Source organism: Metapseudomonas otitidis, assembly GCF_011397855.1.
Classification (GTDB): Bacteria; Pseudomonadota; Gammaproteobacteria; order Pseudomonadales; family Pseudomonadaceae; genus Metapseudomonas; species Metapseudomonas otitidis.
On the sequence record NZ_AP022642.1, the window covers coordinates 5440841 to 5455467 of the forward strand.

Below are 14627 nucleotides of genomic sequence, written 5' to 3' on the forward strand. Positions count from 1 at the left end.
TTCGCCGTGTCCCCGTGTGGTGGACAAAAAACACCCATGAAAAAGGCCGCTTCGATGAGCGGCCTTCTTGCCTTGCCTGAGTGATCAGTCGACCAGGGCCAGGTTGCCCTTCATCATCGCCACGTGGCCGGGGAACGAGCAGAAGAACTCGTAGCTTTCACCCGCAGCCAGCTTGGACACGTCGAAGGAGACGCTGGTGCTCTCGCCGCCACCGATCAGCTTGGTGTGGGCGATGATGCGGGCGTCGTCGGCCTTCAGGTAGTCCTTGTCGACACCGGCGGCCATGCCTTCGGTGGCAACCGGCTGGGCGTCAGCGGTCTTGGTCAGCACCCAGTTGTGACCCATCACGTTCTTGGGCAGCTTGCCCACGTGCTTGAGGTTCACGGTGAAGCTCTTGCAGCTCTTGCTGACCTTGATTTCCTTGGTGTTGAAGGTCATCTGGTCGGTGGCCTCGACATCCACGGAGCATTCAGCAGCGAGCAGCGGAGCACTGGCCAGGGCCAGCACGGATGCAACGACGAGCTTGCGAATCATGGGTTTCTCCTTGGCAGGTTTGGGCAAAGCGCCCGACACGGAAGACTGCCTGACTCGAGCGCCAGTTCCCATAACCTGCGGCAACGGGCCGCACGATTGGCAACCGCCTATGAGGGCGATGCAAAGCCTTGTCGTGCAGGCCACGGCGGGCGCCCCTAGGCTGTGCACGTCATCCCAATGGAGCCTTGCCATGAACTTCCTGCAGAGCCTGCTCGCCGCCTACGCTGCCGGCGCCAGCGGCACCTGCGCCGACTGAACCCGGCGCGTCCCTACCGTTCGGAAGCTGCGCCCATGCGCCGCTTCCGGGACGGGTGCGAAGTCGGTAATCTTGCGCGCTTTTTTTCGCCAGGAACCGATCATGACCTTGCGCTCCGTCTGCGTATTCTGCGGCGCCAGCCCCGGCGCCAACCCCATCTACCAACGCGCGGCCAGCGACCTGGGCCGCACCCTCGCCGAGCGCGGCATCACCCTGGTGTACGGCGGCGGCGCCGTGGGCCTGATGGGCACCGTGGCCGATGCAGCCCTGGCTGCTGGCGGCGAGGTGATCGGCATCATCCCGCGCAGCCTGGAAGAGGCGGAGATTGGCCACAAGGGCCTGAGCCGCTTGGAAGTGGTCGACGGCATGCACGCGCGCAAGGCCCGCATGGCCGAACTGGCCGACGCCTTCATCGCCCTGCCCGGCGGCCTGGGCACCCTGGAGGAACTGTTCGAGGTGTGGACCTGGGGCCAGCTCGGCTACCACAGCAAGCCTCTGGGCCTGCTGGAGGTGAACAGCTTCTACGGCAAGCTCACCGAGTTCCTCGACCACCTGGTGGAAGAGCGCTTCGTGCGTGACCAGCACCGCGGCATGCTGCAGGTCGGCGGCACCCCCGACCAGTTGCTCGGCCGCCTGGAAGCCTGGCAGCCCACCGTCGCGCCCAAATGGGTGGACCGCAAGCCGCACTGACCGCTGGACAGCCCGAGGGGCGCTGCAGCACCCTGGCGCCCGGGCCGATCCGGCCCGCGCAGGGAGTGCCCCCATGGCCGATGACCAGGACCGCATCAAGGTCTACTACAACAGCGCCTGCCCGGTGTGCCGGGCGGGCATCGAAGGGCAGAAGGACAAGACCACCGCCTGCCAGGTGCAATGGGCCGACATCCACCAGGACAACGACGCCGTCGCGGAGATCGGCGAATCGCTGGAATACGTGCGCGAGCGCCTGCACGTGGTGGATGAACAGGGCGTGAAGCGCATGGGCGTGGACGCCTTCATCGTGCTCTGGCGCCACTCGCCGAAGGAGCGCTGGAAGGCCCGCCTGTTGTCACTGCCTCTTGTCCATTCGCTGGCGCAGCTGGGCTACAAGGCCTTTGCCCGCCTGCTCTACCACTGGAACCGACGCAAAGGACACTGGTAACCCATGGACCTGGAAACCCTTTCCACCCTCACCGACGCCGACCGCCAGCGCCTGGCAGCCATCTGGGAAGCCGCCGTGCGCGCCACCCATCACTTCCTTGGCGAGGACGACATCGACTTCTTCCGCCCCCTGGTGCGCGACACCTACCTGGACTGCGTACGGCTCACCGCCGCACGGGACGCGGCCGGCCAGTTGCACGGCTTCGTCGGCACCGCCGAGGGCAAGGTGGAGATGCTCTTCGTCGACCCGGCCTGCCACGGCCAGGGCCTGGGGCGCCGCCTGATGCAACACGCCATCGACGTGGACGGCGCCCGCGCGGTGGATGTGAACGAGCAGAACCCGCAGGCCGTGGGCTTCTACCACCACCTGGGCTTCGAGCTGGAGCAGCGCTCCGAGCTGGACGGCTCCGGCCGCCCCTTCCCCATCCTGCACCTGCGTCTGCCCGCCTGAACCGCCGGGCGGCAGGCCCCTGAAAGAACTGGTTACACATTGTTTTTAGCACTATAGTGCCAACTCAATAAAAACAATGACGGAGCCTGCCATGCGTATCGCCCCTCTCTCCCTTCTTGCGCTGTCACTCGTCCTGGCCGCCTGCGGCGAGCAGGACAAGGCACCCACCACCCACGCGGACTTCCAGAAGGACCTGCAGGCCAGGCTGATCAAGGCCAAGCCGGGCACCGTCATCGAGATTCCCGCCGGCACCTACCAGCTCGACCGCAGCCTCAGCCTCAAGGTCAGCGGCGTGACCCTCAAGGGCGCCGGGATGGACAAGACCATCCTCAACTTCAAGGGCCAGAAGGCCGGCGCCGAAGGGCTGCTGGTGGATGCCTCGGACTTCACCATCGAGGACCTGGCCCTGGAGGACACCAAGGGCGATGCGCTCAAGGTGGTGGGCGGCAAGAACATCGTCATCCGCAACGTGCGCACCGAATGGACCAACGGCCCGGCCACCGAGAATGGCGCCTACGGCATCTACCCGGTGCAGACCGAGAACACCCTGATCGAAGGCGCGGTGGCCATCGGCGCCTCCGACGCCGGCATCTACGTCGGCCAGTCGCGCAACGTGGTAGTGCGCAACAGCCGCGCCGAGCGCAACGTCGCCGGCATCGAGATCGAGAACACCATCGGCGCCGACGTCTACGACAACGTCGCCACCGGCAACACCGGCGGCATCCTCGTGTTCAACATGCCCAACCTGCAGCAGCCGGGGCACGGCACCCGGGTCTACCGCAACCAGGTCAAGGACAACGACCACGACAACTTCGGCCACAAGGGCACCCCGGTGGCCAGCGTGCCGGCGGGCTCCGGCGTGGTGATCAACTCCAACGACGACGTGGAGATCTTCGACAACGACATCGGCGGCCACCGCACCGCCAACGTCATCGTCAGCAGCTACTTCAGCACCGGCTACACCAACCTCTCCACCTCGGAGAGCTTCGACCCCTACCCCGAGCGCATCTACATCCACGGCAACCGCTTCGGACCGGGCGGCGACAGCCCCGACAACCTCGAACTCAAGGCCCTCAAGCTGGCCAAGTTCGGCCTCAACGGCCGCCTGCCGGACATCCTCTGGGACGGCTACGTGAACCCCGCCAAGCGGGTGGACGGCAAGCTGCCGGCAGAGCTGGGCATCTGCGTCGACAACGGCGAGGCCACGCTGATCAACGTCGACGGCCCCAACGGCTACAAGAACATCAGCACCGACATGAGCGCACACCGCTGCACGCTGCCGCGCCTGCCGGAAATCGTCCTCGGCACCCCGGCCAAGGCGCCTGGCGCATGAAGGGGCGCGCGCTCCTGCTGGCGCTGCTGCTCCTCGCCGGTTGCGGCCGGGAGCAGGCGCCGCGCTTCCTGCCCGAAGGCGATGCCTACCCGGAGACGCTCAGCCAGTGGGGCATGCTGCACCTGCGCGACGGGCACCTCACGCCCGCCGCCGAGGTGCTGCCCTACGACCTGAACACCCCGCTGTTCACCGACTACGCGCACAAGCTGCGCACCGTCTGGATGCCGGAGGGCCAGCCCGCGCAGTACGGCGAAGACCACTTCGACTACCCGGTGGGCACGGTGCTGACCAAGACCTTCTACTACCCGAAAGACGCCCAGGGCCGCCTGCTGAAGAACACCCGCGACGAACGCGACCCGGCCAAGGGCCTGCCCCTGGACCAGGTGCGGCTGGTGGAGACGCGCATCCTGCTGCGCCAGAAGGACGGCTGGGTGGCCCTGCCCTACGTGTGGGACGAAGCCCAGCGCGAAGCCACCCTGGAATGGGCCGGCGCCAGCCTGGACCTGACCCTGCAGGACTACGCCGGGCAGCCCCTGGCGGTGGACTACCAGGTGCCCGACGCCAACCAGTGCGCCGGCTGCCACGAAGAGCGCCACGGCGAGGGTGTGCGCCCGCTCGGGCCCAAGGTTCGCCACCTGAACCGCGAGCTGGTGTACGCCGACGGCAACGCCAACCAGCTGGAACGCTGGCAGGCTCGGGGCTTTCTCGCCGGTGTACCGGGGCCGGTCGCCGACCTGCCGCGCAACGCGCTGTTCGGCCACCCGCGCTCCGACGAGCCCCTGGAGCGGCAGGCCCGCAGCTACCTGGACGCCAATTGCGGCCACTGCCACAACCCCAAGGGACCGGCGCGCACCTCCGGGCTGTTCCTCGATGCGGCGGCTGCGATGGGCATCAACTACGGCCTGTGCAAGCAGCCGGTGGCGGCGGGCAAGGGCTCCGGCGACCGCCTGGTGGACATCCACCCCGGCCAGCCCGACGCCTCGGTGCTCACCTACCGCGTCGAAAGCACCGACCCCAGTGTGATGATGCCGGAGCTGGGCCGCTCCACTACCCACCGCGAGGGCCTGGACATCCTCCAACGCTGGATCGCCAGCCTGCCGGGCAACTGCCAGAGCTAGGCCCCAGCCGCACCGTCGGTGGACGTGAAGAGTGACGTCCGCCCTGCCGACTGGCTCGTCTCTCCCGGGCTGAAGCCCGGGCTACCTACGCCGCGCCCTGTGAGAGCGGACTCATCCGCGATGGGGGGCGCAGGGTGGACCACGCTTCACCGGTCCACCAGCGGCGTCACCCGCAGCACCGTCGGTGGACGTAGAGAGCGACGTCCGCCCTACCGACTGGCTCGGGCCTCCCGGGCTGAAGCCCGGGCTACCTATGCCGCGCCCCTGTGGGAGCGGATTCATCCGCGATGGGGCGGGCACGGCTGCCTCCGCCTGCGCGCCGGTCATCTTCCCTGTCTAAGCTCACCCGCGGACCCGACCCGAGGGCGGCACGAACCATTTTCGTGCAGGCCGCTCGAAACGGTGCGGTTGCGGCCCCAATGCGGTGCTGCAAGCGCCGTCGACCACCCCAAAACAGGACCCTGGCCGCTGGCATGAGACTTGCGCAGCAGGCTCATCGCCCAGGCTCGCAGGAGGCACGCCGTGTCGATCCACGTCGCTCTGCATCACGTCACCCACTACCGCTACGACCGGGCCATCGCCCTCGGCCCGCAGGTGATCCGCCTGCGCCCGGCGCCCCACAGCCGCACCCGCATCCTCGGCTACAGCCTGAAGGTGCTGCCCGAGCAGCACTTCATCAACTGGCAGCAGGACCCCCAGGGCAACTACCTGGCGCGCCTGGTGTTCCCGGAGAAGACCGGCGAACTCAAGGTCGAGGTGGACCTGGTGGCCGAGATGGCGGTGTTCAACCCCTTCGACTTCTTCCTCGAGCCCTACGCCGAGCTGGCGCCCTTCGACTACACCGCCGACGAGGCCCGCGAACTGGCGCCCTACCTGATCCGCCTGCCGGCCACACCGCTGTTCGCCGACTACCTGGCCGGCGTGGACCGCACGCCCCGGGGCACGGTGGATTTCCTGGTGGAGCTGAACCAGCGCCTGGCCAACGACATCCGCTACCTGATCCGCCTGGAGCCTGGGGTGCAGAGCCCGGAGGAGAGCCTGGAGAAGGGCTCCGGCTCCTGCCGCGACTCCGCCTGGCTGCTGGTGCAGTTGCTGCGCCACCTGGGCCTGGCGGCACGCTTCGTCTCCGGCTACCTGATCCAGCTCACCGCCGACCAGAAGGCCCTCGACGGCCCCAGCGGCACCGAGGTGGACTTCACCGACCTGCACGCCTGGTGCGAGGTGTACCTGCCCGGCGCCGGCTGGATCGGCCTGGACCCCACCTCCGGGCTGTTCGCCGGTGAAGGCCACATCCCGCTCGCCTGCAGCCCCGAGCCCTCCTCCGCCGCGCCCATCAGCGGGATGCTGGAGGAATGCGAGTGCGAGTTCAGCCACAGCATGCGCGTGGAGCGGGTTTGGGAAGCGCCCCGGGTCACCCGCCCCTACAGCGACGCGCAATGGCAGGCCATCCAGGACCTCGGCCGGCGCATCGACCGCGACCTGAAGGCCCGCGACGTGCGCCTGACCATGGGCGGCGAGCCGACCTTCGTCGCCATCGACTACCCCGACGACCCGGAGTGGAACACCGCCGCCCTCGGCCCCAACAAGCGTCGCCTGGCGGCCGAGCTGTTCCACCGCCTGCGCGACCACTACGCACCCCAGGGCCTGGTGCATTTCGGCCAGAGCAAGTGGTACCCCGGCGAGCAATTGCCGCGCTGGTCGCTGAACTGCTTCTGGCGCAAGGACGGCGAGCCGGTCTGGCAGGACCGCGCCCTGCTGGCCGACGAACGCCGCGACTACGGCGCCGACGCCGAGCTGGCGGCGCGCTTCCTGGCCGGCGTGGCGCAGCAGCTGGGCCTGCCGGACTCGGCGCTGTTCCCGGCCTATGAAGACGCCCTCTACTACCTGTGGCGCGAGCGCCGCCTGCCGATCAACGTCACCCCGGACGACCCGCGCCTGGCCGACCCGCTGGAGCGTGAACGCCTGCGCCGGGTGTTCGAGCGCGGCCTGGGCAGCGTGGTCGGGCAGGTGCTGCCGCTGGCGCGCAGCCCGGCCGGCGACGCCTGGCAGACCGGCCCCTGGTTCCTGCGGGACGAACACTGCCGGCTGATCCCCGGCGACTCGCCGCTGGGCTATCGCCTGCCGCTGGACTCGCAACCCTGGGTCAGCGAGGCGGACTACCCCTATGTACAGGCCGCCGACCCCAGCCAGGCCTTCCCCCCGCTGCGCCAAGCCGCCGAGCTGCGCACCCAGCCGCGCCATGGGGCCGCCACGCCGGCACAGCAGCCACCCGGCCCGCACCAGTCCGCCGGCGGCATCACCCGCACCGCGCTCTGCGCCGAGCCCCGCGAGGGCCGGCTGTACCTGTTCATGCCGCCGCTGGGGGAGCTGGAGGCCTACCTGGAACTGGTGGCGGCGATCGAGGCCACCGCCGGGGCCCTGGCCTGCCCGGTGCTGCTGGAGGGCTACGAGCCGCCCCGCGACCCGCGCCTGGAATGCTTCCGCGTCACCCCGGATCCGGGCGTGATCGAGGTGAACATCCACCCGGCCAGCAGCTGGGACGAGCTGGAGGAGCGCACCGAGTTCCTCTACGAGGCAGCCCGGCAGACGCGGCTGGCCAGCGAGAAGTTCATGGTCGACGGCCGCCACGTCGGCACCGGCGGCGGTAACCATTTCGTCCTTGGCGGCGCCACCCCGGCGGACTCGCCCTTCCTGCGCCGCCCGGACCTGCTGCGCAGCCTGGTGAGCTACTGGCACAACCACCCGTCGCTGTCGTACCTGTTCTCCGGCCTGTTCATCGGCCCCACCTCCCAGGCACCCCGGGTGGACGAGGCGCGCAACGATGCGCTCTACGAGCTGGAAGTGGCCTTCTCGCAGATGCCCGCACCCGGCAGCGACTGCCCGCCCTGGCTGGTGGACCGGCTGCTGCGCAACCTGCTGGTGGACGTGACCGGCAACACCCACCGCGCCGAGTTCTGCATCGACAAGCTCTATTCCCCCGACAGCGCCAGCGGCCGCCTGGGCCTGCTGGAGCTGCGCGCCTTCGAGATGCCGCCCCACGCGCGCATGAGCCTGGCCCAGCAGCTGCTGCTGCGCGGGCTGGTGGCGCGCTTCTGGGAGGCGCCCTACGCGCCGCCGAAGCTGGCCCGCTGGGGCACCGACCTGCATGACCGCTTCATGCTGCCGCACGTCGTCCGCCAGGACTTCGAGGACGTGGTGCAGGAGCTGAACGAGGCCGGCTACCCGGTGCGCAGCGACTGGTTCGACCCGCACTTCGAGTTCCGCTTCCCGCGGTACGGCGACTTCGCCGTGAAGGGCATCGAGCTGGAGCTGCGCCAGGCCCTGGAGCCCTGGCACGTGCTCGGCGAGGAAGGCGCCATCGGCGGCACCGTGCGCTACGTCGACTCCTCCCTGGAGCGGGTGCAGGTGCGCCTCGGCGGCCTGGCCCCGGACCGCTACGTGCTGACCTGCAACGGCGAGCCGGTGCCGCTGCAGAACACCGGCCGGGTCGGCGAGTACATCGGCGCCGTGCGCTACCGCGCCTGGCAGCCGGCCGCGTGCCTGCAGCCCACCATCGGCGTGCACGCGCCCTTGGTGTTCGACCTGGTCGACACCTGGATGCAGCGCTCCCTGGGCGGCTGCCAGTACCATGTGGCCCACCCGGGCGGGCGCAACTACGAGCGCGTGCCGGTCAACGCCTACGAGGCGGAAAGCCGGCGCCTGGCGCGTTTCTTCCGCCACGGGCACACCCCCGGCACGCTGGAGGTCACCGCCCCGGCGAGGAGCGACGAACTGCCCATGACCCTGGACCTGCGCCGCCGCTGATCCGGGCCACCCTGAACCGAGTCCCCGATGCCTGACCTGCTCGCCCACTACCCCTACAGCCCCACCGTCTACCACGAGCTGCTGGAGGCGGAGGGGCGTGTGCGCCCCCACTGGCAGCGCCTGCACCAGCAACTGGCGCGCAGCGGCGCGGCCCAGCTGCGCCAGCGCCAGGAGCTGCTGGTGCGGCAGATCCAGGAGAACGGCGTCACCTACAACGTCTACGCCGACCCCAAGGGCACCGACCGCCCCTGGGAGCTGGACCTGCTGCCGAACCTGCTCAGCGCGACGGAATGGGCGCCCATCGCCGCCGGCGTGGCCCAGCGCGCACGCCTGCTGGACGCGGTGCTGGCCGACCTCTACGGCGAGCAGCGCCTGGTGGGCGAGGGCCTGCTGCCCAGCGAGCTGGTGTTCGGCCACACCAGTTTCCTCTGGCCCTGCCAGGGCATCCGCCCGGCGGGCGGGCGCTTCCTGCACAGCTACGCGGTGGACCTGGCGCGTGATGCCGACGGCCAGTGGCACGTGCTGGCCGACCGCACCCAGGCCCCTTCCGGCGCGGGCTATGCGTTGGAGAACCGGCAGATCGTCTCCCGCGCCCTGCCGGAGCTGTACCGCGACCTGCGGGTGCAGTACCTGGCCGGCTACTTCCGCGCCCTGCAGGACACCCTGCTGCGCCAGGCCCCCAGCGAGGGCGAGACGCCGCTGGTGGTGCTGCTGACCCCCGGACGCTTCAACGAGACCTACTTCGAGCACCTGTACCTGGCCCGCCAGCTGGGCTTCCCCCTGGTGGAAGGCAGCGACCTGACGGTGCGCGACGCCACCCTCTACCTGAAGACCCTGGGCGGCCTGAAGCGCGTGCACGCCGTACTGCGCCGCCTGGACGACGACTTCTGCGACCCGCTGGAACTGCGCACCGACTCGGCCCTGGGCGTGCCCGGCCTGCTGGAGGCGGTGCGCCAGGGCCGGGTGCTGGTGGCCAATGCCCTGGGCAGCGGCGTGCTGGAATCACCGGGGCTGCTGGGCTTCCTGCCGGGGGTGAACCGCCGCCTGTTCGGCGAGGAGCTGCTGCTGCCCACCGTGGGCACCCGCTGGTGCGGCGAGCCGGGCGCGCTGGGGGAGATCCTCACCGGGCTGGAGGGGCTGGTGATCAAACCGGCCTTCCCTTCCCAGAGTTTCGAGCCGGTCTTCGGCCACACCCTCTCGGCCCCCGAGCGCGAGGCCCTGCACCAGCGCCTGCGGGCCCGCCCCCACGCCTACGTGGCGCAGCACCAGGCGCAGCTGTCGCTGGCCCCGGTGTGGCAGCCGGACCACGGCGGCACCCTGCAGGCCCGCGCCATCGGCATGCGGGTGTTCGCGGTGGCCACGGCCGACGGCGGCTACTGGGTGATGCCCGGCGGGCTGACGCGGGTGGCCTCGGAGGCGGATGCCGAGGTGGTGTCCATGCAGCGTGGCGGCGCCAGCAAGGACACCTGGGTGCTGGCCGACCGCCCGGTGACCGGGGAACCGCTGCGCCCGCGCGAACTGGGGGTGCGCGACCTGGTGCGCCAGGACCCGTACCTGCCCTCGCGGCTGGTGGAGAACCTGTTCTGGTTCGGCCGCTACGCCGAGCGCTGCGACGACTCGGCGCGCTTGCTGCGGGTGGTGCTGACCCGCTACGTGGACGCCGACGGCGACGAGCAGGCGCTGCACAGCGCATTGCACCTGGCCGGCCAGCTGGGGCAGTTGCCGGCCGGCGACGCGCCCCTGGAGCGGCGCCTGCTGGACGCTTTGCTGAGCGAGGACTGGCCCTTCAGCCTGCGCGCCAACCTGCGCCGGCTGCACTGGTCCGCCGCACAGGTGCGCGGGCGCCTGTCGCGGGAGAACTGGCACGCGCTGCTGGAGCTGCAACGCGAGGTGAATGCCCTCGACCCGCGCCAGGTGGACCTGGGCGATGCCCTGGACTTCCTCGGCCGGCTGCTGATGTCGATGGCGGCGCTGTCGGGCTTCGCCCTGGACGACATGACCCGCGACGACGGCTGGCGCTTCCTGATGATCGGCCGGCGCATCGAGCGGGTGCAGTTCTTCGCCGAGGCCATCGCCGGCGTCCTGCGCGGTGGCGCGGCCTGGGAGGCCGGCACCCTGGACTGGCTGCTGGAGCTGGGCAACAGCACCATCACCTACCGCTCGCGCTACCTGGCCTCGCCGCAGCTGATCCCGGTGCTGGACCTGCTGCTGCTGCACGAACAGAACCCCCACGCCCTGCGCTTCCAGCTGCAGGCGCTGGAACGCTCGCTGGCGCGCGTGCACGAGACCTTCGGGGCGCCCCAGGAGCTGGTGCTCAGCGGGCTGATCGGGCGCCTGCTGGCCTTCGACCTGGGCAGCCTGGAGAACCCGCTGTTCGGCGCCGACAGCGTCGACGAGGTGCTGGAAGGGCTGGCCGGCCTGCTGCAGGAGATCGCCACCCTCGCCGGCCAGCTCTCCGACCGCCTCGGGCTGCGCTATTTTGCCCATGTCGATGACGTCAGCCAGCAAACGGTGTCCACCTGATGCACGCCCCCGCCCTCTCCCTCGCGCCCCAGGGCGCGCGCTACCAGGTGTTCCACGACACCCTCTACCGCTATGCCTCGCCGGTGTCGCTGTCGCAGCAGCAGGTGCACCTGTGGCCCCGGGAATGCCCCTGGCAGCGCTGCCATGGCCAGTCCCTGGAGATCCACCCCGCGCCCTCGACCCGCAGCGACGGGCTGGACGTGTTCGGCAACCCGCTGACCCGGCTGGCCTTCGAGCGCCCCCACGACGAACTGCAGGTCAACGCGCGGCTGCTGGTGGAGGTGCTGCCCCGCGGCCCCTTCGACCTCGACGCCTCGCCAGCCTGGGAACAGGTGCTGGCCGGCCTGGCCTACACCGGGCGGCCGCTGCCGGCGGACACGCTGGAGGCCTGCCGCTTCCGCAGCGAATCGCCCTACGTGCGCCTGAAGCGCCAGTTCGCCGACTACGCCGAGGACTGCTTCCCCCTCGGCCGACCGCTGTTGCGGGGCGTGGCGGCGCTGATGGAGAAGATCTTCCGCGAGTTCGACTTCGACGCCGACGCGACCCAGGTGGCGACGCCCCTGGTGGAAGTGCTGGAGCGCCGCCGTGGCGTGTGCCAGGACTTCGCCCACCTGATGCTGGCCTGCCTGCGCTCGCGGGGCCTGGCCGCACGCTACGTCAGCGGCTACCTGCTGACCCAGCCACCACCGGGGCAACCCCGGCTGATCGGCGCCGACGCCTCCCACGCCTGGGTCTCGGTGTACTGCCCCCGGCACGGCTGGGTGGACTTCGACCCGACCAACAACATGCTGCCGGACCTGGAGCACATCACCCTCGGCTGGGGCCGGGACTTCTCGGACGTCTCGCCGCTGCGGGGGGTGATCCTCGGGGGCGGCAGCCATGACCCGGAGGTACGGGTGACGGTGATGCCGTTGTGGGAGATGGCGGTCTAGTCTCTACGCCCGGCAGCCGGGAGGCTCATCCGCTGGAGCGCACACACAAAAACGCCAGCCCGAAGGCTGGCGTTTTCATCTAGCGCGGCGCGACGGGGCGCTTTGCGGGCTTCTTGCCACCGCCCTTGCCGGGCCCGGCGGCCTTCTCCTCGGCGCGCTTGCGGGCCTGGGCTGCCGCCTTGGCCTGCTCACGCTTGTCCCAGGGCTTGCTGCCATCGCTGCCACGGGGCGGCAGGCCGGTGTGCTGGGTGAGCACCTTGCCGGTGCTGCCGGCCTTGCGTGTGCCGGCCGTGGTGGAGTTCTTGCGGCGGGCGCTGTGGTACTCGTCGGCCTGCGGCTGGAAGGTGGGGATCAGCTGGTGCTTGGCGTTGCCGATCAGGTCGGCGCGGCCCATGCGCTGCAGGGCCTCGCGCAGCAGCGGCCAGTTCTTCGGGTCGTGGTAGCGCAGGAAGGCCTTGTGCAGGCGGCGCTGCTCCTCGCTCTTGACGATGGTGACGCCGTCGCTCTTGTAGGTGACCTTGCGCAGGGGGTTCTTGCCCGAGTGGTACATGGCCGTGGCGGTGGCCATGGGCGAGGGGTAGAAGGCCTGCACCTGGTCGGCACGGAAGCCGTTGCGCTTGAGCCACAGGGCGAGGTTCATCATGTCTTCGTCGGTGGTGCCGGGGTGGGCGGCGATGAAGTACGGGATGAGGTACTGCTCCTTGCCCGCTTCCTTCGAGTACTTCTCGAACATCTGCTTGAAGCGGTCGTAGCTGCCGATGCCGGGCTTCATCATCTTGTCCAGCGGGCCGCGCTCGGTGTGCTCCGGGGCGATCTTGAGGTAGCCGCCGACGTGGTGGGTCACCAGCTCCTTGACGTACTCGGGGGACTCCACGGCCAGGTCGTAGCGCAGGCCGGAGGCGATGAGGATCTTCTTCACGCCGGGCAGTGCGCGCGCCTTCCGGTACAGCTCGATGAGCGAGCTGTGGTCGGTGTTGAGGTTCTCGCAGATGCCGGGGAAGACGCAGGACGGCTTGCGGCAGTGACGCTCGATCTCCGGGTCCTTGCAGGCGATGCGGTACATGTTGGCGGTCGGGCCGCCGAGGTCGGAGACCACGCCGGTGAAGCCCGGCACCTTGTCACGCATTTCCTCGATCTCGCGGATGATCGAGTCGTGGGAGCGGTTCTGGATGATGCGGCCTTCGTGCTCGGTGATGGAGCAGAAGGTGCAGCCACCGAAGCAGCCACGCATGATGTTCACCGAGAAACGGATCATCTCGTAGGCGGGGATCTTCTCCTTGCCATAGGCCGGGTGCGGCACGCGCGCGTAGGGCATGCCGAACACGTAGTCCATTTCCTCGGTGGTCATGGGGATGGGTGGCGGGTTGAACCACACGTCCACCTCGCCATGCTTCTGCACCAGTGCGCGGGCATTGCCCGGGTTGGTCTCCAGGTGCAGCACGCGGTTGGCGTGGGCGTAGAGGACCGGGTCGTTGCGCACCTTCTCGAAGGACGGCAGGCGGATCACCGTCTTGTCGCGGGTCATGCGCGGGCTGTCGAGGATCTGCACGACCTTGGCTTCGTTCGGGTCCTCGACCTCCCCTTTGGCCTGCTCGATGGCGCAGGCTTCGGTGTCCTGGGTGTTGACGTAGGGGTTGATGATCTTGTCGACGCGGCCCGGGCGGTCGATGCGGGTGGAGTCCACCTCGTACCAGCCTTCGGGGGTGTCGCGGCGGACGAAGGCGGTGCCACGCACGTCGGTGATGCGTTCGATGGCTTCGCCACGGGACAGGCGCTGGGCGATCTCGACCACGGCGCGCTCGGCGTTGCCGTAGAGGAGGATGTCGGCGGTGGCGTCCATGAGGATGGAGCGGCGCACCTTGTCCTGCCAGTAGTCGTAGTGGGCGATGCGGCGCAGGGAGGCTTCGATGCCACCGAGCACCACCGGGACGTGGGTGTAGGCTTCCTTGCAGCGCTGGCTGTAGACCAGGCTGGCGCGGTCGGGGCGCTTGCCGGCGACGCCGCCGGGGGTGTAGGCGTCGTCGGAACGGATCTTACGGTCGGCGGTGTAGCGGTTGATCATGGAGTCCATGTTGCCGGCGGCGACCCCGAAGAACAGGTTCGGCTCGCCGAGCTTCATGAAGTCGTCCTTCGAGCGCCAGTCGGGCTGGGCGATGATCCCCACGCGGAAGCCCTGGGCCTCCAGCAGACGGCCGATGATGGCCATGCCGAACGAAGGATGATCGACGTAGGCATCACCGGTGACGATGATGATGTCGCAGGAATCCCAGCCCAGCTGATCCATCTCTTCCCGGCTCATGGGCAGGAAGGGGGCGGGCCCGAAGCACTCGGCCCAGTACTTGGGGTAGTCGAACAGCGGCTTGGCGGCTTGCATGTTTTTTGATCAGCTGGCTTTCACGGGGGCGCGGAATATAGCACAAAAAATGTACAAGCCCGACTCCCACGCTTGGTTTTTTGAGGGTGCTTCGGACAGATGACGGCACGATTCGTGCTCCTGTCATGAAGCGTTGATGTCCAATGGCTATACTCCCGCCGATAA

The 14627-nt window shown here is 69.4% G+C and carries 10 protein-coding genes; 8 read left to right on the forward strand and 2 right to left on the reverse strand.

The genetic code is table 11. The annotated features are described in order from the left end of the window. Positions 1-84: 84 nt before the first annotated feature. Positions 85-534 carry an azurin gene (gene azu, locus PotMrB4_RS25305; RefSeq protein WP_074970504.1) on the reverse strand — a complete coding sequence of 150 codons (450 nt, stop codon included), beginning with the start codon at positions 532-534 and terminating at the stop codon, positions 85-87. A 358-nt stretch (positions 535-892) separates the two neighbouring features. Between azu and PotMrB4_RS25310 the strand changes: the two genes are divergently transcribed. The 8 genes from PotMrB4_RS25310 to PotMrB4_RS25345 all read left to right on the forward strand — a co-directional run bounded on the left by PotMrB4_RS25310 (position 893) and on the right by PotMrB4_RS25345 (position 12088). After that, complete coding sequence (locus PotMrB4_RS25310; RefSeq protein WP_044401235.1) at positions 893-1480, forward strand: LOG family protein; 588 nt, start codon at positions 893-895, stop codon at positions 1478-1480. A 73-nt stretch (positions 1481-1553) separates the two neighbouring features. Beyond that, a complete protein-coding gene (locus tag PotMrB4_RS25315) occupies positions 1554-1928 on the forward strand; it encodes a thiol-disulfide oxidoreductase DCC family protein (RefSeq protein ID WP_074970506.1) in 375 nt (124 codons plus the stop codon). A gap of 3 nt (positions 1929-1931) precedes the next feature. Beyond that, positions 1932-2378, forward strand: coding sequence for a GNAT family N-acetyltransferase (locus PotMrB4_RS25320; protein ID WP_172434775.1), 447 nt, complete (start codon positions 1932-1934; stop codon positions 2376-2378). 91 nt (positions 2379-2469) lie between these two features. Continuing rightward, entirely contained in the window at positions 2470-3711 is a 1242-nt protein-coding gene (locus PotMrB4_RS25325; RefSeq protein ID WP_074970510.1) for a parallel beta-helix domain-containing protein, read from the forward strand. Continuing rightward, a complete protein-coding gene (locus PotMrB4_RS25330; RefSeq protein ID WP_172434776.1) occupies positions 3708-4829 on the forward strand; it encodes an SO2930 family diheme c-type cytochrome in 1122 nt (373 codons plus the stop codon). Before PotMrB4_RS25325 ends, PotMrB4_RS25330 begins: the two co-directional genes overlap by 4 nt. Positions 4830-5351: 522 nt before the next feature. Continuing rightward, entirely contained in the window at positions 5352-8633 is a 3282-nt protein-coding gene (locus PotMrB4_RS25335; RefSeq protein ID WP_172434777.1) for a transglutaminase family protein, read from the forward strand. Positions 8634-8660: 27 nt separating this feature from the next. Further along, a complete protein-coding gene (locus PotMrB4_RS25340) occupies positions 8661-11156 on the forward strand; it encodes a circularly permuted type 2 ATP-grasp protein (protein WP_172434778.1) in 2496 nt (831 codons plus the stop codon). After that, the gene (locus tag PotMrB4_RS25345) at positions 11156-12088 is read left to right on the forward strand and encodes a transglutaminase family protein (protein ID WP_044401207.1); all 933 of its coding nucleotides are present in this window, start codon (positions 11156-11158) and stop codon (positions 12086-12088) included. Before PotMrB4_RS25340 ends, PotMrB4_RS25345 begins: the two co-directional genes overlap by 1 nt. A 79-nt stretch (positions 12089-12167) precedes the next feature. Here PotMrB4_RS25345 and PotMrB4_RS25350 read toward each other — a convergent pair whose 3' ends face one another. Beyond that, positions 12168-14462: a YgiQ family radical SAM protein gene (locus tag PotMrB4_RS25350; protein ID WP_044401200.1), complete on the reverse strand. Its 2295-nt coding sequence runs from the start codon at positions 14460-14462 to the stop codon at positions 12168-12170. Between the last annotated feature and the right edge of the window lie 165 nt (positions 14463-14627).

Coding starts and splice junctions, on each gene's coding strand:
- PotMrB4_RS25345 (WP_044401207.1), top strand. CDS start 11,156: ATGCACGCCCCCGCCCTCTCCCTCGCGCCCCAGGGCGCGCGCTACCAG.
- PotMrB4_RS25340 (WP_172434778.1), top strand. CDS start 8,661: ATGCCTGACCTGCTCGCCCACTACCCCTACAGCCCCACCGTCTACCAC.
- PotMrB4_RS25310 (WP_044401235.1), top strand. CDS start 893: ATGACCTTGCGCTCCGTCTGCGTATTCTGCGGCGCCAGCCCCGGCGCC.
- azu (WP_074970504.1), bottom strand. CDS start 534: ATGATTCGCAAGCTCGTCGTTGCATCCGTGCTGGCCCTGGCCAGTGCT.
- PotMrB4_RS25350 (WP_044401200.1), bottom strand. CDS start 14,462: ATGCAAGCCGCCAAGCCGCTGTTCGACTACCCCAAGTACTGGGCCGAG.
- PotMrB4_RS25325 (WP_074970510.1), top strand. CDS start 2,470: ATGCGTATCGCCCCTCTCTCCCTTCTTGCGCTGTCACTCGTCCTGGCC.
- PotMrB4_RS25320 (WP_172434775.1), top strand. CDS start 1,932: ATGGACCTGGAAACCCTTTCCACCCTCACCGACGCCGACCGCCAGCGC.
- PotMrB4_RS25315 (WP_074970506.1), top strand. CDS start 1,554: ATGGCCGATGACCAGGACCGCATCAAGGTCTACTACAACAGCGCCTGC.
- PotMrB4_RS25330 (WP_172434776.1), top strand. CDS start 3,708: ATGAAGGGGCGCGCGCTCCTGCTGGCGCTGCTGCTCCTCGCCGGTTGC.